This window comes from Muricauda sp. MAR_2010_75 (genome assembly GCF_000745185.1).
GTDB lineage: Bacteria > Bacteroidota > Bacteroidia > Flavobacteriales > Flavobacteriaceae > Flagellimonas.
In genome coordinates, this window is sequence record NZ_JQNJ01000001.1 from 4,371,045 (window position 1) to 4,393,983 (window position 22,939).

Genomic DNA, 22,939 nt, shown 5'->3' on the forward strand with positions numbered 1-22,939 from the left:
TATCAAGGTTAGGACCTATTTCCCTATCATTTTGATCTGAACCCGATTACGGTGAACAAAATTTGAAACTTCTCATACAACTTCTCCTTGAGGATTCTATAGGCATTGGAAAGATGGCCTTCCACGGTTTTGATGGAAATGTCCAGATAATCCGAAATTTCCGCATTGGTCAATCCTTCCTTTTTGCTCATGACCAATACTTGCTTACATTTCTTGGGCAACAAGGCAATCTCCCTATCCATCAATTCAATCTTTCTGGATAGGTTTTCTTGGTGTTCCTGTTGTGAAAGGGTTTCCATAGTCTCCGAATAGGTCCTCTCGAAAAAATAGGTTTCCTTTCTGTACTTTTTTACATAATCTAGAAATTTATTCTTCAATGAAAGATAAAGCCATCCCCTAAGGACCGTTTTTGCATTCAAAGATTCCCTTTTTTGCCATAGTCCAAAAAAAGCTTCTTGGACCAAATCCTTAGCCAACAATTCGTCCCTACATAAACTTTTGGCATAAAAAAAGAGTTCGTTATAGTAAAGTTCAACAACCTTCTCGAATTCTTTTCGACTGCCCTTTTGGATTGAGATTAAATCAATATTTCCCCCGATATCATTGGAATCCATTGCACCTATCTTCTAAGTCCGATCAATATTATCAATATTTTTTGATTAAAACCAAGGGTTTGTCAATTTCAGATCGTTTTACAAATAACATTTTGGTAATCCGCATTTAACGATAATGAAAAATAAACATATCAAAAAAATTATTTTCAATTTCTTTGAAAACCCTTCAAACCCGGATGAAATTCAGCAATTGGCCCAATGGGTCAAGGACAATCCTTCTTCCTTTAAGGAATCGGCCGAGCTTCACTATTTGATCACACGGTCCCTCGGTCAGGAAAATGCCGAACAGTACAAAAAGGAATTACTGTCAAAATTTGACCTCTTGGTACGATCCAAAAGAAAAAGAAGACAGGCTTGGTTGCGGTATGCTGCCATTTTTATCGGGCTCATCGGAATATCAACATTGCTTTTGCTACGAAACAATACCCCAAAGACCATTGGCCAACAGGAAGTCACCATTGTCCTGGACAACGGTACGACCAAGGAACTATCGAACAAGGATGCCTCAGGTATTGTCACGCGTTCAAACAATATCATTGCTGAACAGGATGGATCTAAGATTGTATACAAAAAAGTTAGCATTGAGAATGATGATTTGGGCGAACCCTTGGTATACAATACCCTCAACGTACCCTATGGGAAAAAATTCGAGATTGTGCTTTCCGATGGAACCCAGGTCTATCTCAATTCCGGTTCTTCCTTGACCTATCCCACGGCATTTTATGCTTCGGGACCAAGGGATGTAGAATTGACAGGGGAAGCATATTTCACCGTAGAATCCGATTCCTTGCGCCCTTTCAGGGTCAAAACAAGGGAATTGGACACTAAAGTTTTGGGCACTCAATTTAACCTATCCAGCTATCCCGATGACGAAACCGTTCAAGTGGTCTTGGTGGAAGGCAGTCTCTCGGTCAAAAGGAGCAATGGTTCCGAAGCATCACACCTCCTTTTGAAACCGAACCAAATGGCATCCTATTCCAATGGTCATAAAGAACTTCAACTGACCGATGTGGACGTCAGCAGGTACATTGCCTGGAAGGAAGGTATCCTGTATTTCAAAAACGAAGATTTCATCCACATTACCAAAAAATTGGAGAGGCACTACAATGTGACCATCGAAATAAGGGGGGACCTTCTTAAAAGTGAACGGTACACGGGTCGCTTCAAAACGGAAACTATTGAAGAGGTGCTACAAGGATTTCAAAGAATCAAGGATTTTGCCTATAAGATAACCAACGATAAAATAATACTAACTCAAAAAAGCAACTAGCCTATGACCTAAACCACAAAAAAGAACCAGGAATTGCGGGAACAATCCCTGGTTTTCAAACAATTCAAAAACTGAATGACCAATTTTTAAACCATATCAAAAGTATGAAAAACACACTATGCAAAAGCTATTTTAGTGGTAAAATAGATTTGAAAATGAAAATTTCCGCCCTGTTTTTATTGGTTGCACTGTTCCAACTCAATGCCAATAATTCATATTCCCAAAGATTCGTTTCGATGAAGATGGAAAATGCATCCATAGCATCCGTTTTCGAAAAAATTGAGGAGAATACCGATTACAATATCCTTTACAAAAATTCAACCTTGGATTTGAACAAAAGGATCACAGTGGATGTGGAAAAAGTTAAGATCGATGTCCTGATGGATATTATCCTTGCCGAAAGCAACGTTTCTTATGAAATCAGGAGAAAGTTGATCGTCCTTGTAAAAAGGAAAAATGAACCGGAAAAGATCAGTACCCAACCAGAAAAGTCCTCGAAGCCAAATTTCATTAACATCACAGGAACAGTCACTGATGAGAACAACTCCCCCCTAGCAGGGGTCAGTATTGTCATTAAGGGGACCATTAAAGGAGTTTCCTCCGATTTCGACGGGAACTATGCCATTGATGCCTCCGAAGGCGATATCCTGGTATTTTCCTATATCGGGTACCAGACATCTGAGATAACCATTGGGAACAATCCGATCATCAATATTGCCATGACCCCTAGTGTCAGTAATCTGGATGAAGTGATCGTCACGGCCATCGGTACCAAGCAACTTAAGGATGAATCAGGTTCCACGAGCTCCTCCATTCAATCCGAGAATATTGCAAAATCCGGAGAAGCCGGGGTTATAAATGCCTTGGCGGGTAAAGCATCAGGTGTAAGGATCGGTAAATCGAACGGTGACCCAGGCGCTGGATCATCCATTCAGATCCGTGGTGCAAATACCATCCAAGGCGCCAGTCAGCCTTTGATCATTTTGGATGGTATTCCAGTGAGCAATGACAATATCGGAGGCGTCACCCTCAGCCAACAATCCCGATTGGACGACATCAATCCAAAGGATATCGCCTCGGTTCAGATTTTAAAAGGTGCATCAGCTGCTGCCCTTTGGGGTTCCCGCGCTGCCAATGGGGTTATTGTGATTACGACCAAGAACGGTCAATTAGGTCAAAAGCCAACCATACAATATACTTTTTCACAATCCTATGATTATATCAATGTCAGGACCCCTCTTCAGAACTCCTTTGGACAAGGACGTAATGGAGTTTTCAGTACTTCTTTTGCGGAATCTTGGGGAGACAAAATCGCAGACCGCTCAGGTGAGCCCGATGACTTGAATACATCCGGAGCCTCTTTTTTGTCAAACACAACCGGCAATCGATATTATTCCGTAATCTCAAAAAACTCAAGAGAAACTTTTACTGATAGTAATTATGACAAGGTTTTTCGTATTGGAACCTTTTCACAACATAATGTATCCGTGAATGGAGGAGGGCAAAGAGCCTCTTACTTTTTCAGTTATGAGAATTTGGATCAAAAAGGAATCATCGAAAATTATGATTATAAAAGACAAAATGTTAGGTTGAACACCAAGTTCCAAATAACAAATTGGCTGAGTTGGAACAATAGAGTATCCTTTACCAATACTAAATCGAATCGTATTGAACAGGCAGGGGAAACAACTAACGGTATTCTTTTAGGATTACTGAGAACAGCACCCGATTTTGACATCACAGACTATATCGGAACCTACACGGCATCCAATGGAGACATCATCTCAAATCGTCAAAGGTCCTATAGACGCCAATTGGGCGAATCTGAAAATCCCATTTACAACAATCCCTTGTGGACCTTAAACGAACAAAAAGCACCCAATGATGTCAACCGTTTCATCATCAATCCCGAGTTGACCATTGATCCTGCCAATTGGCTAAAAGTCATTTTAAGGGGCGGTCTGGATTATTATACTGATGCAAGAAGTCAATTTTATCCAATCGGTTCGGCTAGTGGTCTTCGAAGTGGCGGGTATTGGAGTCAGACAGATATTAACAGCAAGGAGTTCAATTTAGATGGGATTATAGTTGCTACCCATGACTTTAGCAATGATTTAGGGGTATCCGCTACATTCGGTGTTAACTTCAATGATCGGAAAAGAGCTATCAATACAAATACAATAAGTCCCTTTGCCGTTGATTCAAGGTTACCCACACCAGATCTCAATCCGGACCAAGCGGCCAGTTCTTGGAATCGTAATCTTCAACATATTCGCTCAAACCGTGGTTATGGTATTTTGGGAATAAACCTTTACAGTCAATTGTTCCTCAATTTTTCAGGAGCCTTGGAAGCTTCGTCCACCATAAAGGGTAGCTTTTTCTATCCTTCGGTAGATCTTGCCTGGCAGTTCAGTGACCTGGTAGGTTCCTCTGATTTCCTGAGTTTCGGAAAGCTTAGGGCAGCATGGGGAAAGGTGGGCATCCAACCGGCTCCTTATAAATTCGAGACTTTGGCCACTACGGGCTTTTCCTCTTTTGGTGGAAGTTTTATGGTCGATTCGGAAAAAGGAAATCCAAATCTGAAACCAGAGATTAAGACAGAGTGGGAAGTTGGTACCGATTTACGGTTCTTTAAAGACCGAGTGGGATTAGGGTTTACCTATTATAGAAATGAAACCAAGGACATCCTCTTTGCCGTCAAAGCCAATCCGAGTTCCGGTTTCAACTTTAACTATAAGAACGCCGCGGTCATCGAGAACAAGGGTCTTGAAGTCGATCTTACTGGCAAGTTGATCGAAACCGAAGATTTAACCTTGTCGTTAAACACCAATTTTAACAACAATGAAAATATGGTGGTAGATATTGCTGGTGCAGAAACTGTGGATATCGGGGGGACCTCCAAAGCGGTCAAGGGATACCCGATGAGTTCTTTTTTCTTGCCAGGAACCCTACGTAATGAGGACAATAGTATAGCATTGGATGCCAATGGATTTCCACAATTGGACACCGATAGCCGTGTTCTGGGTGACCCCAATCCTGATTGGAGGGGAGGCGTCGGTATGCAACTCAACTATAAAAATCTTGACTTCAGTTTCCTTTTTGAACACTCCCAAGGTGGAGATTACATCAACAGGACAAGAATCGTTCTTTATGGCTTCGGTGTCCATGAGGACGTGTCCCAAGAAGTTACCCTATCCGAGGACCTTGTTAATGTCAATGGGGACATAATCCCTGCAGGTACCACGGTAAGGGGAAACATTGCAGACTTTGGTGCAGGCAATGTATTATTGGACGAATCGTGGTATCGCGGTATCGGTGGAGGCCTAGGTTTCAACAAGACCAATGATCTGTACATCGAGGATGCCACGTGGACCAAGCTCCGTAACGTGACCCTAGGGTATACTTTTTCGGGCATTAAGTTGAGCAAAAAACTGGCATTGGATTCGTTCCGGATATCGGTGACGGGACGGGATTTGATTCTATGGACCGGTATCAAGGATGTGGACCCAGAGACCAATAACTATGGTGTCAGCAATGCCTTCGGAATGAATTACTTCAACAATCCCGGAACACGTTCGATTTTGTTTAACCTTCAAGCCAATTTCTAAAACCTAATAATCATGAAATCAACATATATACAAATTCTTTTGATTTTCACGGCTTTCGTTTTTTTTGGTTGTGAAAAAATGGTCGAAGATCTCAACGAAAATCCGAACCAATTAACTTTAACAGATATTGACGCAGGTCTTTTCCTAAACGGCGCGGAGCTTTCAAACATCGGCATCCAATTGGGGGCCTATAGTAGAATGGCGGGTTATTGGTCCGGACAACTGACCGGTTTTGAACAAGTGGAACTGGAAAGATATCAATACAATGTCGCCAACAATACCTTTGATTGGGATGGCTACCAAAATGTTTTGACGCCAGTGCGGCAAATACAGGACAGAGCTGTGGACAACCCCCTATTATTGGGTATCTCCAAGGTAGTAGAAGCTCATTTGGTGGGTACTTATGCTTCCTTGTTCGGCGATATCCCATATTCACAGGCATTGGGTGATATAGAAAACCCTGAATTCGATGACCAACTCTATGTTTTTGAACAGTTACAGATACTGTTGGACAGTGCCATCGCCGATTTAGAGGGTGCTGCCGGTTTTGGCGTTCTGGAGGATTACATCTTCCAAGGAGACCGCGACAAATGGCTCGAATCCGCATGGACCCTTAAAGCTCGTTACTTTATGCATACCAAAGCATATGGCGAAGCTTATAGTGCAGCCTTGAACGGGATTTCCACTAGTGATAACAACATGATGTTCAATCCCCTTGACGTTACGGGGCAAAACGCCACCAAAAACAAATACTACATTGTTTTGGCCGGTAGCCCGAACACAGGGACCGGGGACAGTTATTTGATGCAGCTATTGGACGATACCAGTGGAATCTCCCGAAACAATGCCAAGACCGATGAAACGGCCAGGCGCCAGTACTATGTCATCGACCAATCGGATGCGGACGGAAATCTGGGTGTAGCACAGGAACTTGAACCACAGCCAATGATCACATTTCAGGAGAATATGCTCATATTGGCGGAAGCGGGTGCCCGTACCCAAAGTTTCGAAATTGGTTTGGGACATTTGAACGAGTTGCGTGCCTATCTGAATACCGGAAGTTTCCTAAATGCGAATTTTTCCGCCGAACCCTATTTATATGAAGCCTATGTGGCCGGGGATTTCAATTCCGGTGGCATGGAAAATATAGACGGGACAGACCCGAATACTGCCTTGCTCAGGGAAATCATCGAAGAACGATATGTTTCTGGCTTTACCACCTATATGCCATTCGATGATGCGCGCAGACTCCGAAAGAATGATTCGGACGTAGCGGTGCCTTTTCCTTTGAACGTACCGACCAGTACACAAAACGTGGAGCGTATGTTGTATCCCCAGGACGAGGTCCTTTCCAATCCAATGGCCCCGGCAGACCCTGGTTTATATGAACCTACCAAGGTCAATCAATAATTGAAAAATTAAATCACCGAAAAATGCATAGGGATCTATTTTTTCAAGGAAATATTGGGAAAAACATGCTCATTTGCCTTCTAGTTGCCACTGCACTTCTTCAAGTGCAGTGCGCTGGTGGCAAAAGCACAACGGACGGTTCGGACAAAAAGGTTTTGTCCGAAGGACGGAAAACATTCAAGGATAGTTGGTTGGAAACTGTAAAGGGCAATATGCCTCTGGTCATCAGTGCCCCACATGGGGGAACCATATCACCCGAGGAGGTCAAGGACAGGGATTGTGGCGCGAAGGTAATGGATAACAACACGGCCGAACTTGCCCTTGAAATTGAAAACGCCTTCAAGGCCCATGGTAAAAAACCATATCTGGTCATTGCCCGGTTGGCAAGGACTAAGATCGATTTTAACCGGGATCTGGAGGAGGCCACCTGTGGAAACCCCCAAATGGAGTATATCTGGAGACAATATCACAAGCATATCGAGGAGGCCTTGGATGCGGCCATCAAAAAATACGGATATGCGATGTACATCGACCTTCACGGCCAAAGCCATAAAGTAAAACGTTTGGAGTTAGGGTACCTACTTAGGACACCTGCCCTTAAGGAACTAAGGGAAGGGGAAAGTTCCGAGTCTGAAATCGGCGGAAACACTTCGGTACGGAACCTATTAAAGGATAACGCACAATTGGGACTCAACCAACTCTTGACCGGGGAAAACGCTTTTGGAACCCTTATGGAACAAGCCGGTTTCCCTGCGGTTCCAAGCCAAGGCGACCCTTATCCCAAGGAGGGCGAGGCCTACTTCAATGGAGGGTATAATACCAGAAGGTATACTACTTCCGATCATCCCAAAGTTTTCGGGATGCAGATCGAGGCCAATTTTCAGGGTGTACGGGACAGTGAGGAAAATCGGAAAAAGTTTTCTGAGGCGTTTGCCCGATCGGTAACCGTTTATCTGGACTTTGTGACAACACATTGGAACCACTGAACCAACTCCCATGACCTACGATAGCATGGGATGGTTCTATCCAATAAAATAAAAATCCATAGAAAGGCTGTCCTTACTGATCGAACCAAATTTTAGGAATGTACATTCTTCCATTATGGGATTGGAAAAACATATACTAAGGTTATTTGAGTTAGTATGCGATGTTCCTTCAGTAAAGGGCAGCTTTTAAAATAGAAACATGAGATTGCAAGAAACGGTAACATTGGAATCGTACTTCGATTCCTTTCGAAGAAATATTATCGGTATCGACCAGGAGATCGAAACCCCATTTGGGACCAAAAAGATCGTTTATGCGGATTGGATCGCAAGCGGCAGGTTATATGGTCCCATTGAAGATATCATGAAAAATAAAATCGGACCCTTTGTCGGGAACACCCATTCCGAGACCACTTTTACCGGTAAACTGATGACCAACCTGTACGAGGAGGCCAAACACCGGATCAAGGAACATGTCAATGCCACCGAGGAAGATGTCATCATCACCACCGATACGGGTATGACCGGGGTGCTCTGCAAGTTTCAGCGCATCTTGGGGCTAAAGCTCCCTGAAAAGTTCCAGAACTCGCTCTCGATTCCAGAGGCCGAAAGACCGGTAGTTTTTTTGACCCATATGGAACACCATTCCAACCAGACGACTTGGTTGGAGACCATTGCGGATGTGGTCCTACTGGAACCTACCGAAGACCTGTTCGTCGACTCCCGACAATTACGAAAGGAATTACGGAAATATGGGGACCGAAAACTTAAGATCGGTTCCTTTACTGCCTGTTCCAATGTCACGGGGGTGGGAACCCCCTATTATGAGCTGGCGGAAATCATGCATGAGCACGGCGGATACTGTTTTGTAGATTTTGCCGCATCAGCACCCTACGTCCAGATTGATATGCACCCGGAGAACAAGGCGCGGAAATTGGATGCCATTTTTTTCTCCCCACATAAGTTTTTGGGGGGGCCTGGCAGTTCAGGCGTTCTGGTTTTCGACAAGGCGCTTTACAAGAACCGGATTCCGGACAATCCAGGTGGTGGAACGGTAAAATGGACAAATCCTTGGGGAGGGCACAGTTTTTTTGAAAGTATTGAGGCCCGGGAAGATGGTGGAACGCCTGGATTCCTACAGACCATAAGGACAGCCCTATCGATCGCTCTGAAGGAAAAAATGGGCATTGAGCAGATCCGGCAACGGGAAAATGAACTTACAAGGAAATGTTTCGAGGAGTTGCCAAAGATCAAGGGCTTGCATGTATTCGCACCGGAAGTCAGGTACCGCTTAGGAGTCTTTTCCTTTTATGTGGAACATCTCCATTACAATCTGGTGGTCCGATTATTGAACGACCACTATGGAATCCAGGTCCGGGGCGGCTGTTCCTGTGCCGGCACCTATGGACACATACTATTGGAGGTCACCCAAGAACGATCACGGCACATTACCGACCAGATCGAGCACGGGAACCTTAAGGACAAACCTGGGTGGGTCCGTCTCTCACTCCATCCCACTATGACGGATGGGGAACTGGACCTTATACTGGATGCACTTCGCGAAATAGCGGAGCATGGTGCTGAAATGGCCAAAGCATATGATTACGATCCCATGAGCAATACCTTTTACCACAAGTCCGAATCCAACCAAAGACTGGACCTAGACCAATGGTTTGAAATCTAAAACCAAATAAATCATAAAATCACCAACAATGAAGATAAAAAAAACCTTTGGATACCTCTTTTTGTTAGGTATCATGCTATCCATGGGGAGTTCCTTCGCACAGGAGACCTTTCCCAAAAACGATGTCCTCGATGCGCGCCCGGACAGGGTGGCCCTCACCCATGCGACCATCGTCACAGCCCCAACGCAAGTTTTGGAGAATGCGATGTTGGTCATCCAAGACGGTAAGGTCGTTTCGGTACAAGCGGGGAACCAGGTACCCAACGGCTATCTGGAAATCGATCTCAGTGGACGTTATATCTATCCCTCTTTTATAGACATGTTTGGGGAATATGGGCAACCCGAGGTAAAACGTCCCCCCTTCAGGAACCCTGTTCTCAGCAGGGAGCAGATACAGTCCAATACCAAGGGACCCTACAATGCCAACGAGGCCATAAAATCGCAATACAACAGTTCCGAAAACTTTACCATGGACAAAAAGCTTGCCTCCAAATGGAGGGCCCAAGGATTTGGTGCCGTAGCGTCCATCAGAAGGGATGGAATTGCACGGGGAACCGCTGCCCTAATAGCCCTAGGCGAGGATACGGAAAACAATTTGGTCATCAATTCCAAGGTGGCCGACCATTACTCTTTTGACAAGGGCACCTCGACCCAGGACTATCCCATTTCCGCTATGGGGACCATTGCCCTTTTGCGTCAGACCTTTTACGATGCCAAGTGGTATGGGGCACAAACCGACAGACCTTTTTCGGACCTGTCGTTGGATGCCATGCTGGTCAATGGGAACTTACCTAAAATCATGGAGGCCGATGGTTGGTTGACCGCCTTAAGAGCCGATAAAATAGCGGATGAATTCGGGTTCGAGTTCATTATAAAGGGAGGCGGAGACGAATATCAACGGATTATGGAAGTGAAGGACATGAAAGCTCCGATGATCATTCCGATCGACTTTCCCAAGGCCTATGATGTGAGTGACCCCTACATCACCAAGAAAATCACCTTGGCCGATCTTAAGCATTGGGAACTGGCCCCTACAAACCCGGCATCTTTGGAAAAGAACAGCATACCCTTTGCCATCAACTCCTTTCCACCTGAAAATCTTCCTGACTTCTTGAAAAATCTGAGAAAATCAGTGGCGTATGGCCTGAGCAAAACGGCTGCACTCTCCTCTTTGACCACCGTTCCGGCCAAATGGTTGGGCGTTGACCAGGATATGGGCACTTTGGAAGCCGGTAAAATGGCCAACTTCATCGTTACGGACGGTGATCTTTTTGAACCGGGCACTCAAATTATGGACAACTGGATCGAAGGGAAACCCTATGTGGTAAACGAACCCATTTCCGAATCGATCCTTGGGGAATACGACCTATCCGTAGGTGGCTTAAAGGCCGTATTGTCCATTATCGAAAAAGGTCCCAAGTACCAAGCCGAATTGACATTGTCCGATGGATCAAAGGAAAAAGTGGAATTTAAAATGGATGGGGACCTACCTGTCCTTAAATTCACGGTCAAGGGAAGCCAATACAATCTGAAAGGTTGGACCAAACAAGAAAAGGGAATGACCGTGCTTAACGGTACTGGCACCCTGAACTTTGGGGAGGACCAACCTTGGACCGCCCGGATGAAAGAAAAAGGAAGGGGCACCTTGGGAGCTCAAAAGGTACAGGACAAGGGTCCTATCGACTTGGGTGAGGTATTCTATCCATTTATGGCCTTTGGCAGTCCGGAAAAGATTGCATCCCGATCCATTTTAATCACCGATGTCACCGTTTGGACGAACGAAGATGAAGGAATCCTCATGAACACGGACGTGCTTCTTGAAAATGGCAAGATTGCCAAGATCGGGACCGATCTCAGTGCCAAGGATGCCTTGGTATTGGACGGTACGGGCAAGCACCTGACCCCTGGAATCATTGATGAGCATTCCCATATTGCCTTGGGCGGTATCAATGAAATGGCACCAAATTCGGGAATGGTCCGGATGCAGGACGTGATCGACCCCGATGACCCGGGCATTTATAGGGCTTTGGCCGGGGGCGTCGTTGCGGCGCAGCTCCTACATGGATCTTCGGATCCCATTGGGGGCCAGTCCGCCCTAGTAAAATTCAAATGGGGGGAGGATGCCAAGGGATTGTTGATCCAGGGTGCTGACCCCTTCATCAAATTTGCCCTTGGAGAGAACGTTAAACGTTCAAAAAACAACGTATCCATACGATTTCCAAGGTCCTTGATGGGCGTGGAACAATTTTATACCAATGCCTTCACCGAGGCCTTGGATTACAAAAAGGAATGGGATGCATATAGAAGCTTGGGCAAAAAGGAAAAAAGGACCGCAGTGGAACCCCGTAAAAACATTCTGCACGAGACCATGTTGGAAATCTTGGAGAAGAAACGGTTCATTACGGCCCACTCCTACCAGGATAAGGAAATGTTGATGTTGATGGAGGTGGCGGAACGGTTTGGTTTTGCCCTGAACACGTTCACCCATGCATTGGAGGGCTATCGGATCGCGGACCGAATGAAGGAACACGGGGTCGGGGGCAGCACATTTTCCGATCGTTGGAACTATAAATGGGAGGCTAGGAACGGGACCCCGTACAATGCCCCCATCATGGACCGTGAAGGTGTGGTCACTGCATTGAACTCGGATAGTGGTGAAACAATGCGACACTTGAACCATGAGGCCGCAAAGATGGTCAGATATGGGGGGGTCACACCAGAGGAAGCCCTTAAAATGGTCACTTTGAACCCGGCAAGGCTCTTGCATCTGGACGATACCATGGGAAGCATCAAAGTCGGTAAATCCGCGGATGTGGTCCTTTGGACAGGAGATCCACTGTCGCTTTATTCCAAACCTGAAAAGACCATCATTGAAGGGGCCATTTATTTTGATCTGGCCAAGGATGCGCAGTTGCGCAGGGAGAATTCAAAAGAGCGTGCCAGGCTCCTCAAAAAAATGGAAGGGTTGGAAGGTACCGAGAACGTATCAACCAGAATATCCTTGGAACGGGTGGAATTCCATTGTGAGTCCTTAGAGATGCAGAACTAAATAATCAAGAACATGAAAAACAAGACATTTTATACGATATTAACCATGATACTGATCCTTTCGAGCCTTTTGGAAGGATTGGATGCCCAGATTCTTCCGATGGTTGCCAAGGAGCAGGAAACTCCCATCCTTTTGGTTGGGGGAACCGTTCATACTGGGGATGGCCGGGTATTGGAGGACACCGCGGTTGGATTTGACAAGGGAACCATTACCTTTTTGGGCAAAGCCTCCGATCTGGACGCCAATGGGATCGATTATAAGATCATAGACATAACCGGACAACAGGTATATCCGGGTTTTATCCTTTTGAATTCCATTATCGGTATCAACGAAATCAGTGGCGTCCCGCATACCAATGATACCTTGGAGGAAGGGGATTATCTTCCCAACCTACAAACAGTCTACGCCTTTGATATGACATCAACTTTTCTTCCACCTTTGCGGTTCAATGGGGTTCTTTATATTGAATCGATTCGATCAAGAGGTGTCATTCCAGGCACCTCATCGGTAATGTCCTTGGATGGCTGGAACTGGGAGGAAGCCGTATTCAAAAGGGCTGCGGCCATACACCTCGATTGGCCCTCTGCCTTATCGAGTTATTATGATGCCGAGACGAACAGCAGGATGCTCCGCCCCAATACTTCTTACGAAAAGATTACCGGTGAATTGGAAAAATTGTTCTCCGATGCCAAGCAATACGAACAAATGCCCACTGCCCAAACCAATTTGAAGTTGGAGGCCTTAACGGATCTGTTCCAAAAAGAAAGGGTACTTGTCATCCATGCGAATGAACCCAAGGAAATCATAGAGAGCATCACCTTTGCCAAGTCCTTTGGCATTGACCAAATCTCCTTGGTGGCCTCTGAGGGTTCCCTGGAAGTTGTCGATTTTCTCAAGGAAAACCAAATTCCGGTGATTGTGCCCCCTACCTACAACCTCCCCAGAAACGATGATATGGACTATGATGCCTTTTATGGTTTGCCAACACAATTGCAACGGATGGGCATCGAGGTATCCATGTACCATGTGGGATCGTTGTCCAACTCCATCAATCTGCCCTTTTATGCGGGGACATCGGTGGCATTTGGGATGAACAAGGAGGAAGCCCTGAAGACCATTACCTTGCATCCCGCAAAAATTCTGGGAATTGACGATAAGCTGGGATCCATTGCCGTGGGCAAGGTGGCCAGTCTATTTGTATCCAAGGGGGATGCACTCGATATACAGACCAATGCCTTGACCTTGGCATTTATTGGCGGCAAGCAGATCGATTTGGAAGGACCACAACAATTGGACTACAAACGCTATTCCGCCAAATTCGACCAGAACGAATAAGCAGATGGGAAAAATTGAAGCAACGATAACCGGGATCAGTGACTGGATTTGGGGATTTCCCCTATTACTGCTGTTGGTGGGTGGCGGACTATATCTTTTGGTGTATTCCAGGTTATTGCCGTTCAAGCATTTCTGGCATGCCCTACAGGTCATCAGGGGAAAGTACGAGACGGCCTCGAATGTTGGACAGATCAGTGCTTTCAAGGCATTGACCACAGCCTTGTCCTCCACCTTGGGCATGGGTAATATTTCAGGAGTGGCCATTGCCATTACGATGGGTGGGCCTGGTGCCCTTTTCTGGATGTGGATCAGTGCATTGATCGGGATGGCGACCAAATATTATACCTGTTCCCTTGCCGTCATGTACAGAGGTACCGATGATTCAGGGGAATCCCAAGGGGGCCCCATGTATGTCATCGTCAATGGACTAGGCAAACCATGGAAACCCCTGGCCATTTTCTTTTCAATGGCAGGGATCTTTGGCTCACTTCCCATTTTTACGGCAAACCAGTTGACCCAGATCGTCGTGGAGGTAATGCCCCTCTCATTTATGGGACCATCCAAGGGACTGACCCTTTCGATGGTGGCGATCGTCATCTGCATTTTGGTGGGTCTGGTCATATTTGGGGGGATCAGGCGCATAGCAAATCTGGCCAGTCGACTGGTGCCTTTTATGGTCACCTTGTATTTTTTATCGGTCAGCTATATTTTGGTGGTCAACCATGGTAGGATCATTCCGGTCCTAATGGACGTATTTAGAGATGCCATGACCGGCGATGCGGTGTTGGGGGGAAGCCTTGGTGCAATCATCATCATGGGGGTACGAAGGGCCGCCTTTTCAAATGAGGCAGGTATCGGCACTGCCCCATTGGCACATGGTGCCTCAAAGAACACCGAACCGATCAAGGAAGGACTGGTAGCGATGTTGGGACCCTTTATTGACACCATAGTGGTATGTACCTTGACCGCCATTGCTATCTTGGTCACGGGAAGTTGGCAGCGTTCAGACCTCAGTGGTGTATCCATTACCTTGGATGCTTTCGTTTCTGCCATGCCTGGAATAGGTGCCCCGTTGTTGATCTTTATTGTGGCCATATTCGCATTGACCTCTTTGTTCACCTATTCCTATTATGGATCGAAATGTGTGGTATTCCTGTTTGGATCCAAATATCGGAACACCTATAACTACCTGTATATCGCGGGCATATTCCTTGGCTCGGTTTCCTCCTTGGCCGGTGTCGTGGGCATCATCGATATCAGCTTTGCCCTAATGTCCATCCCCACCATGGTTTCGGCGATTTTATTGGCACCGCGCATCAATGCGGCCACTGCATCCTATTTCAAGAAAATTGAACTGCAAAAACAACTAGCTTAAAAATCCTATTATGAAAAGAATCTTTGTACTCCTAAGCCTGTTGGCCATAGCGAACCTATTTGGCCAAGAACAACGGTTCCAGGGCCAACCCCCTGTGAACGCTGTACCAACGGATTCCAAACCGGTCCAAAAGCAATGGAAGGGACAGTTTGCCTTTCCGGATCAAGGTATTACCTTCTCCAATGAGTTCGACGGTGCCCGGTTGAACGGCTTGGTCCAGAACAATGACAGTACCTATACCCTATTGATCACTTCGGAGAACACTCCGATCAATACCAGTCCATGGTATGCGTTCAAGGTTTGGGGAAAGCGTCCCAAGACCATTGATGTATGGCTGACCTATCAAGCGAACAACAAACACAGATACTATCCAAAGCTGAGCCATGACGGGGTGCACTGGACCGCATTGGATTCCCTTCGTTATGAGGAGATCGGTAAAGGAGATAGGGCCTTTGGCCCAGGCTCCTTGCCTGAAAAGGTCAAAATGCGTTTGGAAGTGGGCCCCGATACGCTCTGGGTCGCTGGCCAAGAATTGGAAAATTCGGCCCGGGTCAATGCCTGGATGGACAGTATTTCCCAGAAAAAGTTCGTGACCAAGAGCACCATTGGAAAGAGCCGTGAGGGCCGGAACCTCAATTTGCTCAGCATTGGTGATACGGACTCCAAAAATATGATCATGATCATTTCCAGACAGCATCCCCCTGAGGTAACAGGGTACCTGACCATGAAATCCTTTGTGGAGACCCTTTCCTCGGATACCAAATTGGCCAAAAAGTTCCGAAAGGAATTTGCCATCTATGTGGTCCCCTTGATGAACCCTGACGGGGTCGACAATGGGTTTTGGAGACATAATACAGGCGGGATAGACCTCAACCGGGATTGGGCCAATTTTAACCAACCGGAGACCTCTGCGGTCAAGGATTTCATGGAGGGGATGGTCGAGAAGACACAAGGGAAGTTCTATTTCGGCATAGATTTCCATTCCACCTGGGATGATATCTACTATACTGTGGATCCGGAGCTCCATGGAAACATGCCCAATTTGGTCTCCACCTGGCTGGATGGCTTAATGGAGCGCATCGAGGGATACGACCCCAATATCAAGCCCAATGGGGATTTGGTCCCTACCACGGTATCAAGGAACTATTTCTTCGTAAAACATGGTGCCGAGGCCTTGGTCTTTGAGGTCGGGGACAATACCCCAAGGGATTTTTTAAGGGAAAAGGCCGAGAAGGGCGCTGAAGCACTTATGGAGATCATGTTGGAGCGTATCAAGGACATGCCATGACCCGGCCAAAAGGGCAAAACCCGGAATCCAGAAAAGCAATATTAAGTACCTTAAAAATAAACCCATGAAAAGAATTCTATATTTTCTTCCCTTACTATTATTTACCCACTGTACCCGTGAGTTACCTGCCGAGCCTACAGGTCTGGTCACGGAAAATGCCATGGTCGTCTCTGCACGTAGGGAAGCTTCGGAGATAGGCGTTGAAATCATGAAAAAAGGCGGGAACGTTTTCGATGCCATGGTAGCCACCGAACTTTCCCTAGCAGTGGCCTACCCCTTTGCGGGAAACCTCGGGGGCGGGGGCTTTATGGTCTATCGCAAGAGCAATGGTGAATTGGGAAGTATCGATTACAGGGAAAAGGCTCCATTGGCCGCCCACAGGGATATGTATCTCGACTCCCTGGGCAATGTCATCCCTGGACTGAGTACTTCCGGGGGAACCGCCGTAGGTGTCCCAGGTACCGTGGCCGGGGTTCTGGAAGTCCACAAGAAATTCGGAAAACTGCCCCTTGACGAAATCATGGAACCCATCATTGCCTTGGCGAGAAAAGGGGTCGTGGTGACCGAAAAACAGGCCAAAAGATTGGAAGGTACCCGAAAACGCTTCATTGAAACGAATAGTGACAGCACCAAATTCGCGACCGTGTACAAAGCTGGTGATACCATCAAGTACCCAGCATTGGCCACCACTTTGGAAAAGATCATGAACGAGGGACGGGATGGATTCTACAAAGGGGAAGTGGCCCAAAAAATAGCGGCCTATGTACAGGAAAAGGGAGGTGTGATCACGGAGGAGGATCTCGCCAGGTATGAGGCCAAGTGGAGAACGCCCATTGTATTCGACTACAAGGACATCAAAATCATCTCGATGGGTCCCCCCAGCAGCGGTGGTATGACCATGGATCAGATCTTTACCATGATAGCACCCTATGATATAGCTAGTTATGGCCACAATTCGACTAGGGCCATCCAATTGTTCACCGAAGCTTCGAGAAGAGCGTATGCGGACCGGAACCATTACCTTGGCGATCCCGATTTCGTGGACATTCCCTATAAGGGGCTCATGGACCCTGACTACTTAAAGGGCAGAATGGCCGATTTCACTTTTGATAGGGCCACCTTGTCCTCGGAAGTAGGCCATGGAACGGTGGAAATTGTGGAAAGCAGCGAGACCACCCACTACTCCATTATCGATGCGGAGGGCAATGCCATCAGTGCGACCACGACCCTGAACGGTGGATACGGTTCCAAACTTTATATTGATGCCTTGGGATTTTTCCTGAACAATGAAATGGATGATTTCAGTACCAAGCCCGGTGTTCCCAATATGTTCGGTCTTCCTGGCTCCGAGGCCAACAGTATTGCACCCGAGAAACGAATGTTGAGCAGTATGTCACCGACCATAGTGGAAAGGGACGGCCAGCTGTACATGGTCGTCGGCACCCCCGGAGGTTCCACGATCATCACGGCCGTGGCCCAGACCATACTGAATGTCCACGAGTTCAATCTCAGCATGCAGGATGCCGTGAACGCTCCGCGGTTCCACCACCAATGGATGCCCGATGTAGTCGTGTTCGAACCCGAAGGCTTTCCTTTGGAAACCATTGAAACCCTAAAGGCAAAAGGCTACCAAATCAATGAGGGCAGGACCCGGATCATAGGAAAGGTAGACGCCATCCGAGTGCTGGAAGACGGCAGACTAGAGGGCGGGGCGGATAAACGAGGGGACGATACCGCTGCGGGATATTGACCACCCAGAGAACCAAACCCTACTTGGTAAAACGCATACTAATGATTTTTGAGACCATTGACTTTACGTATCCTATACACCTTCAAGGTAAGGGAATTTACCCATGAAAGATTGAAACGTTCTTCCTCAAATATCGCTTACCCTTTATATTCCGGATTGATATCCCTTTAATTTAAAAGCTAAAGACACCTTGGGGCAATCACAAACAAAAAATTGAACTTTACATATTATTGTAAAATGAATTTTCAAAAACCAATAAATTCAAATATTGGTTGCGGTTTATGGAAAATCACGATATTCAACCATTGGTATCCACCTCCTTGATTAGGTATCCAACGTTAGAAAAATGCATTGAAAGACGGTAAACAAGCCCAAAAGCTATCAAAATTCCCCCAAAAGATGCCCTGTATATCCACTGCAAAGTGAAAACCCATGATTCCAAAAGCAATAGAAATCATAGCTAACAATGCAACAATTACCCATCTACCAACGACCAAAAGTATACTTGGTAACAAATCCACCACACCCACTGCTGGCATTATAAATTTATTGGCCAATAGTCCTTTGTAAACAGCAATGAACTCCTCGGTCATCACACAATCGTGAGGCAGAAATCCAATAAACTTATACAACCCGAATAGGATTAAGTTAACCCCCAATCCCATTCGAACCATTTAATATATTCTTCTGGACATTCCTTTATTTCTTGGTCAAATGATATCCAGCCGATTCAACAGCAGAAGTGATTTCCTCTTCCGTAGCACTTGTAGTCTGTACGGTCAACAATTTGTCTTGGGAGGCAAAGTCAACAGACCAATCGGTCACGCCATCCACCTTATCCAAAAATGGTTTTACGGTATTGGCACACCCACTGCACTTAATATTTGATTTGAATTGTAATGTACTCATGTTCATCGATTTTAAATTAGAAAATTACTATAGTTTAATCGTTTTAAGCCTCAAACTGTTCAATACGACCGATACACTGCTAAAAGCCATAGCGGCACCAGCTATCATCGGATCTAACAAAAATCCATTGATCGGATACAGCAGCCCTGCAGCTATAGGAATTCCAATGATATTGTATATAAAGGCCCAAAAAAGATTTTGCCTTATACCTATAACGGTCTTATGGGAGAGCTTCAACGCTTTGGGAATGGCATTTAAATCAGAGGTGATCAAGGTCATTTTCGCGACATCCATGGCAATGTCGGACCCTTTGCCCATCGCGATACTGACATCTGCTTGGGCAAGTGCCTGCGAATCATTGATACCATCGCCCACCATGGCGACCACCTTTCCACTTTCTTGAAGCCTTTTCACAAAATCAGCTTTCTCTGATGGGAGTACTTCGGCTTCATAGCTTTTGATACCCACCTGTTGTGATACGGCTTCGGCGGTCATCTTGTTATCACCGGTCATCATGTAAACTTCCATACCATTCCCCTGCATTTCCCGTATGGCTTCCTTTGAGGATTCCTTTATACTATCCATAATGGTCAAAATCGCCTTCACCTTGCCTCCACCGCCAAAGTATATGACCGTTTTGGCCTCCTGCTCTAACCCTTCGACCATGTGCCCCAGGTTGTCATCCATGGCGATTCCTTTTTCGACCATCAACTTATGATTGCCCACAAGGTATTGGGTTCCATCCAATGCCTCAGCGCGAACACCTTTTCCTGTAATACTATTGAAGTTCAAAATTTCGACCGGATTTACCTTTCTATTTTTTAAAAAGGAGACCACGGCTTCAGCCAAGGGATGTTCGGACTGTCCTTCCATGGCATATAAAATTTGCTCCAGGGCCCTGTGATCGGTCACATGGTCCGCAAAGACCATATCGGTCACCACAGGCTTTCCTTCAGTTATGGTACCCGTTTTATCCAGGACAATGGCATTCACTTTGTAACCCAACTCCAGGCTTTCCGCATCTTTGATGAGAATATTGTGGTCGGCCCCCTTGCCGATTCCCACCATGATGGCCGTGGGGGTTGCCAAACCCAGCGCACAGGGACAAGCTATTACCAATACGGCAACTGCGGTCAACAGTGCATGGGTAAAAGCGTCCTCACCTCCCAGGAACATCCAGGTGATAAATGTCACCAGTGAAATCGTCATTACCACGGGAACAAAAATACCGGCAATCCTGTCCACCAATTTTTGTACGGGCGCTTTGCTCCCCTGTGCTTCCTGCACCATCTTGATGATCTGGGACAAAAGGGTCTCCCCTCCCACCCGGTCAGCTACAAACTGAAAGCTTCCTTTTTGGTTTACGGTACCGGCAAAAACTTTTTCATCCTTTGTCTTTTCTACAGGGACGGGTTCGCCTGTGATCATACTTTCATCAACATAGGAACTTCCTTTGGACACCGTTCCATCCACAGGGATTTTCTCTCCCGGTCTGACCAATATCGTTTGACCTACCTTGACCGAAGAAATAGGGATTTCCCTTTCCTCCCCATTTGCTATCACCTTTAAGGTCTTGGGCTGCAACCCTATCAATTTCTTTATGGCGGAGGATGTATTTGATTTCGCCTTTTCTTCCAATAATTTCCCCAATGAAATAAAGGTGATGATCACTGTGGCCGCCTCATAATATACATGGGGTTCCATGCCTTTACTGAGCCAAAATTCAGGAAAAAAGGTATTGAATGCACTGAACAAAAAGGCAATGCCCGTACTGAGTGCGACCAAGGTATCCATATTGGCCTTACCGAATCTGGCCTGTTTGAGGGCATTTATGAAAAAACTTCGGCCAAACCAGAACAGGATAGGAACGGCAAGTACCAACGAAATCCACCTACCCAGGACCCAATCCATAAAAAACATCCCCAGAAGGAAAATGGGAAGTGTCAAAATAGCGGACCAAAGGGTTCGCTTTTTTATGGATACATAATGCTTTTTCGAAAGCTCTTCCTGTACTTCGGTAGGATCCTCGGCATCCACAATTATATCATAACCGATTTGACGTACCGCATTTTGAAGATCGCTTAGGTCCATAGCACTGTCATACTCCACAAGGACCGTACTATTGGCAAAGTTGACACTGGCATTGTAGACCCCTTCGGTATGGCCCAGCATGGATTCCACGCTGGATGCACAGGCAGCACAGGTCATTCCAGTGACCGGGAAAGATTTTTTTGACACCGTCTTCGCTTTCCTTTCGGTGTCCTCAATAATATCGATTGCATCCATTTTCTACTCCGATTTGTATGGTACAAATTTCAGAATAGACCTAAAATGCACTGTTACGTTATTTACTGAAAGAGTTGTAGAATTTTCCGAAAAATCAACTTTTATCTTTCTTCGTCAAGTACTTAACCTTAATTGGTGAGTGGTTTATAGAATTCGGCAACATCTATGAGATCAGGTTCGCCCACGTCAATCTTTTTTGGAGAATTTGCCCCGATCAGTTTAGAATATATTCGATAGGACAAACCATTGTAGTGAACTTGGGGCAAAACAAGAACATTGGTAGTAAATAATCGCCTCTCATTCGGCCAGATTCTTTGTTTCTTCGCTAAGCGATCCCTCGAATTTAGGAATAGGCCGCTTTTCTTTCCCAGCTTCGGTTTCCACTATTCCATTTTCCTTGATGTCGTTTATCAACCATTGCATTTCCATTATCTCCCTGCGTTGCGCCTTGATAATTTCATTGGCAAGCTCACGTACCCTGACATCTTTTATTTGAGAACGTTTACTGGTCAAAATAGCAATGGAATGATGGGGTATCATTCCTTCCATGTAGTCGACTCCTGAAACGGTAACCTGACTCCTGACCAGCCATATCCCACCTGCAATCAACAAAACACCCAAGGCTAAAATTGACATGTTCTTGCGTCGGTCTTTATACATCTGTAGCATATATAGCAGCATAATAATGATCATCGATCCCCCCATTATCAAAGTCATGAAAAATCTAGTCTCACTATACCAAAAATGATCAATGATTTGATATGAGTGGGTGTACATTAAAAAAAACATGGCGACCATTGAAGTACCAATCATCGCAAAAAACTTTAAATAATTATTGGATTTCCTTTGACTATCTTCCATTGTGCAAATTTTATCTGGTTATTGTGATTATTCCTTGACTTTCGAGTATTGTATTGTTCCATTCCAATTGTAGGCCTGACAATTTACCTGTCCCAGTTATCGTATATCGGTTCAATTGGCTTTGTTCATCGCTTGTATTTTATATTGACCCCCCTTATTTTCCAATGCCTTTTGTAGCTTTTCAAGGGGGGACCTCAAATTGCGACTCCACTGTAGCTTCTGCGTTTTTTAGATCGACCGCTACATCGGCTACACCGGCCACATTGAAAAGAGCTTCTTCAACGTGCCCCCTACAGCCATCACAAGTCATTCCTTCTATTTGGTATCTTCTTTTCATGTTGTGATCATTTTTTATTTTAACAATTTTACACCTAGAATCAACAATGTTGGTTCCAACACGTATGGGAAAAGTAACACTTTCTGTATAAGGGCGTTGTTTGAAAAAAAACAAACCTTGACCCATTTGCGAAGAAAGGTGTTTTTTAAATAGCGTTTAGGAGGATGGTTCCTTGGAAAG

General features: G+C 45.7%; 16 protein-coding genes. 10 read left to right on the top strand and 6 right to left on the bottom strand.

Translation table 11 applies throughout. The features are described 5' to 3' along the window. Positions 1–26: 26 nt before the first annotated feature. Positions 27–614 carry an RNA polymerase sigma factor gene (locus FG28_RS19690; protein WP_036385834.1) on the bottom strand — a complete coding sequence of 196 codons (588 nt, stop codon included), beginning with the start codon at positions 612–614 and terminating at the stop codon, positions 27–29. A gap of 115 nt (positions 615–729) precedes the next feature. Here FG28_RS19690 and FG28_RS19695 point away from each other — a divergent pair, with 115 nt between their 5' ends. The 10 genes from FG28_RS19695 to ggt all read left to right on the top strand — a co-directional run bounded on the left by FG28_RS19695 (position 730) and on the right by ggt (position 18,366). Continuing rightward, positions 730–1,884, top strand: coding sequence for a FecR family protein (locus FG28_RS19695; RefSeq protein ID WP_036385835.1), 1,155 nt, complete (start codon positions 730–732; stop codon positions 1,882–1,884). A 104-nt stretch (positions 1,885–1,988) separates the two neighbouring features. Further along, positions 1,989–5,492, top strand: a complete 3,504-nt coding sequence (locus FG28_RS19700; RefSeq protein ID WP_051947526.1) for a SusC/RagA family TonB-linked outer membrane protein — start codon at positions 1,989–1,991, stop codon at positions 5,490–5,492. Positions 5,493–5,504: 12 nt separating this feature from the next. Continuing rightward, positions 5,505–6,902 carry a SusD/RagB family nutrient-binding outer membrane lipoprotein gene (locus FG28_RS19705; RefSeq protein ID WP_036385836.1) on the top strand — a complete coding sequence of 466 codons (1,398 nt, stop codon included), beginning with the start codon at positions 5,505–5,507 and terminating at the stop codon, positions 6,900–6,902. Positions 6,903–6,925: 23 nt separating this feature from the next. Beyond that, positions 6,926–7,888, top strand: coding sequence for an N-formylglutamate amidohydrolase (locus tag FG28_RS19710; RefSeq protein ID WP_051947528.1), 963 nt, complete (start codon positions 6,926–6,928; stop codon positions 7,886–7,888). Positions 7,889–8,087: 199 nt separating this feature from the next. Next, positions 8,088–9,569: an aminotransferase class V-fold PLP-dependent enzyme gene (locus FG28_RS19715; RefSeq protein ID WP_036385838.1), complete on the top strand. Its 1,482-nt coding sequence runs from the start codon at positions 8,088–8,090 to the stop codon at positions 9,567–9,569. Between the two features lie 28 nt (positions 9,570–9,597). Next, entirely contained in the window at positions 9,598–12,618 is a 3,021-nt protein-coding gene (locus FG28_RS19720) for an amidohydrolase family protein (RefSeq protein WP_081894466.1), read from the top strand. A gap of 12 nt (positions 12,619–12,630) precedes the next feature. Beyond that, positions 12,631–13,953, top strand: a complete 1,323-nt coding sequence (locus tag FG28_RS19725) for an amidohydrolase family protein (RefSeq protein ID WP_036385840.1) — start codon at positions 12,631–12,633, stop codon at positions 13,951–13,953. Between the two features lie 4 nt (positions 13,954–13,957). Continuing rightward, positions 13,958–15,328: a sodium:alanine symporter family protein gene (locus FG28_RS19730; RefSeq protein WP_036385842.1), complete on the top strand. Its 1,371-nt coding sequence runs from the start codon at positions 13,958–13,960 to the stop codon at positions 15,326–15,328. A gap of 10 nt (positions 15,329–15,338) precedes the next feature. Then, positions 15,339–16,616 (top strand): M14 family metallopeptidase, encoded by a 1,278-nt coding sequence (locus FG28_RS19735; RefSeq protein WP_036385844.1) that lies wholly within the window; start codon positions 15,339–15,341, stop codon positions 16,614–16,616. Between the two features lie 64 nt (positions 16,617–16,680). Next, complete coding sequence (gene ggt, locus FG28_RS19740) at positions 16,681–18,366, top strand: gamma-glutamyltransferase (protein WP_036385845.1); 1,686 nt, start codon at positions 16,681–16,683, stop codon at positions 18,364–18,366. 338 nt (positions 18,367–18,704) lie between these two features. On the opposite strand, the gene FG28_RS19745 is transcribed toward ggt, so the two are convergent. From FG28_RS19745 to FG28_RS20710, 5 genes are all read right to left on the bottom strand, one after another. Further along, positions 18,705–19,031 (bottom strand): hypothetical protein, encoded by a 327-nt coding sequence (locus tag FG28_RS19745; RefSeq protein WP_156102335.1) that lies wholly within the window; start codon positions 19,029–19,031, stop codon positions 18,705–18,707. Positions 19,032–19,065: 34 nt separating this feature from the next. Next, positions 19,066–19,275: a heavy-metal-associated domain-containing protein gene (locus FG28_RS19750; protein WP_051947607.1), complete on the bottom strand. Its 210-nt coding sequence runs from the start codon at positions 19,273–19,275 to the stop codon at positions 19,066–19,068. 27 nt (positions 19,276–19,302) lie between these two features. Beyond that, positions 19,303–21,561: a cation-translocating P-type ATPase gene (locus tag FG28_RS19755; RefSeq protein ID WP_036385853.1), complete on the bottom strand. Its 2,259-nt coding sequence runs from the start codon at positions 21,559–21,561 to the stop codon at positions 19,303–19,305. 297 nt (positions 21,562–21,858) lie between these two features. Continuing rightward, on the bottom strand, positions 21,859–22,221 hold the full coding sequence (locus FG28_RS21000; protein WP_231562660.1) for a DUF305 domain-containing protein: 363 nt from the start codon (positions 22,219–22,221) through the stop codon (positions 21,859–21,861). 382 nt (positions 22,222–22,603) lie between these two features. Continuing rightward, on the bottom strand, positions 22,604–22,759 hold the full coding sequence (locus tag FG28_RS20710) for a heavy-metal-associated domain-containing protein (RefSeq protein WP_156102336.1): 156 nt from the start codon (positions 22,757–22,759) through the stop codon (positions 22,604–22,606). Positions 22,760–22,939: the final 180 nt, after the last annotated feature.

What these genes read in the sequence shown, in the direction of transcription:
- FG28_RS19705 (WP_036385836.1), top strand. Translation starts at nt 5,505, where the DNA reads ATGAAATCAACATATATACAAATTCTTTTGATTTTCACGGCTTTCGTT.
- FG28_RS20710 (WP_156102336.1), bottom strand. Translation starts at nt 22,759, where the DNA reads ATGAAAAGAAGATACCAAATAGAAGGAATGACTTGTGATGGCTGTAGG.
- FG28_RS19755 (WP_036385853.1), bottom strand. Translation starts at nt 21,561, where the DNA reads ATGGATGCAATCGATATTATTGAGGACACCGAAAGGAAAGCGAAGACG.
- ggt (WP_036385845.1), top strand. Translation starts at nt 16,681, where the DNA reads ATGAAAAGAATTCTATATTTTCTTCCCTTACTATTATTTACCCACTGT.
- FG28_RS19715 (WP_036385838.1), top strand. Translation starts at nt 8,088, where the DNA reads ATGAGATTGCAAGAAACGGTAACATTGGAATCGTACTTCGATTCCTTT.
- FG28_RS21000 (WP_231562660.1), bottom strand. Translation starts at nt 22,221, where the DNA reads ATGTATAAAGACCGACGCAAGAACATGTCAATTTTAGCCTTGGGTGTT.
- FG28_RS19730 (WP_036385842.1), top strand. Translation starts at nt 13,958, where the DNA reads ATGGGAAAAATTGAAGCAACGATAACCGGGATCAGTGACTGGATTTGG.
- FG28_RS19695 (WP_036385835.1), top strand. Translation starts at nt 730, where the DNA reads ATGAAAAATAAACATATCAAAAAAATTATTTTCAATTTCTTTGAAAAC.
- FG28_RS19745 (WP_156102335.1), bottom strand. Translation starts at nt 19,031, where the DNA reads ATGGGATTGGGGGTTAACTTAATCCTATTCGGGTTGTATAAGTTTATT.
- FG28_RS19700 (WP_051947526.1), top strand. Translation starts at nt 1,989, where the DNA reads ATGAAAAACACACTATGCAAAAGCTATTTTAGTGGTAAAATAGATTTG.
- FG28_RS19725 (WP_036385840.1), top strand. Translation starts at nt 12,631, where the DNA reads ATGAAAAACAAGACATTTTATACGATATTAACCATGATACTGATCCTT.
- FG28_RS19720 (WP_081894466.1), top strand. Translation starts at nt 9,598, where the DNA reads ATGAAGATAAAAAAAACCTTTGGATACCTCTTTTTGTTAGGTATCATG.
- FG28_RS19710 (WP_051947528.1), top strand. Translation starts at nt 6,926, where the DNA reads ATGCATAGGGATCTATTTTTTCAAGGAAATATTGGGAAAAACATGCTC.
- FG28_RS19735 (WP_036385844.1), top strand. Translation starts at nt 15,339, where the DNA reads ATGAAAAGAATCTTTGTACTCCTAAGCCTGTTGGCCATAGCGAACCTA.
- FG28_RS19690 (WP_036385834.1), bottom strand. Translation starts at nt 614, where the DNA reads ATGGATTCCAATGATATCGGGGGAAATATTGATTTAATCTCAATCCAA.
- FG28_RS19750 (WP_051947607.1), bottom strand. Translation starts at nt 19,275, where the DNA reads ATGAGTACATTACAATTCAAATCAAATATTAAGTGCAGTGGGTGTGCC.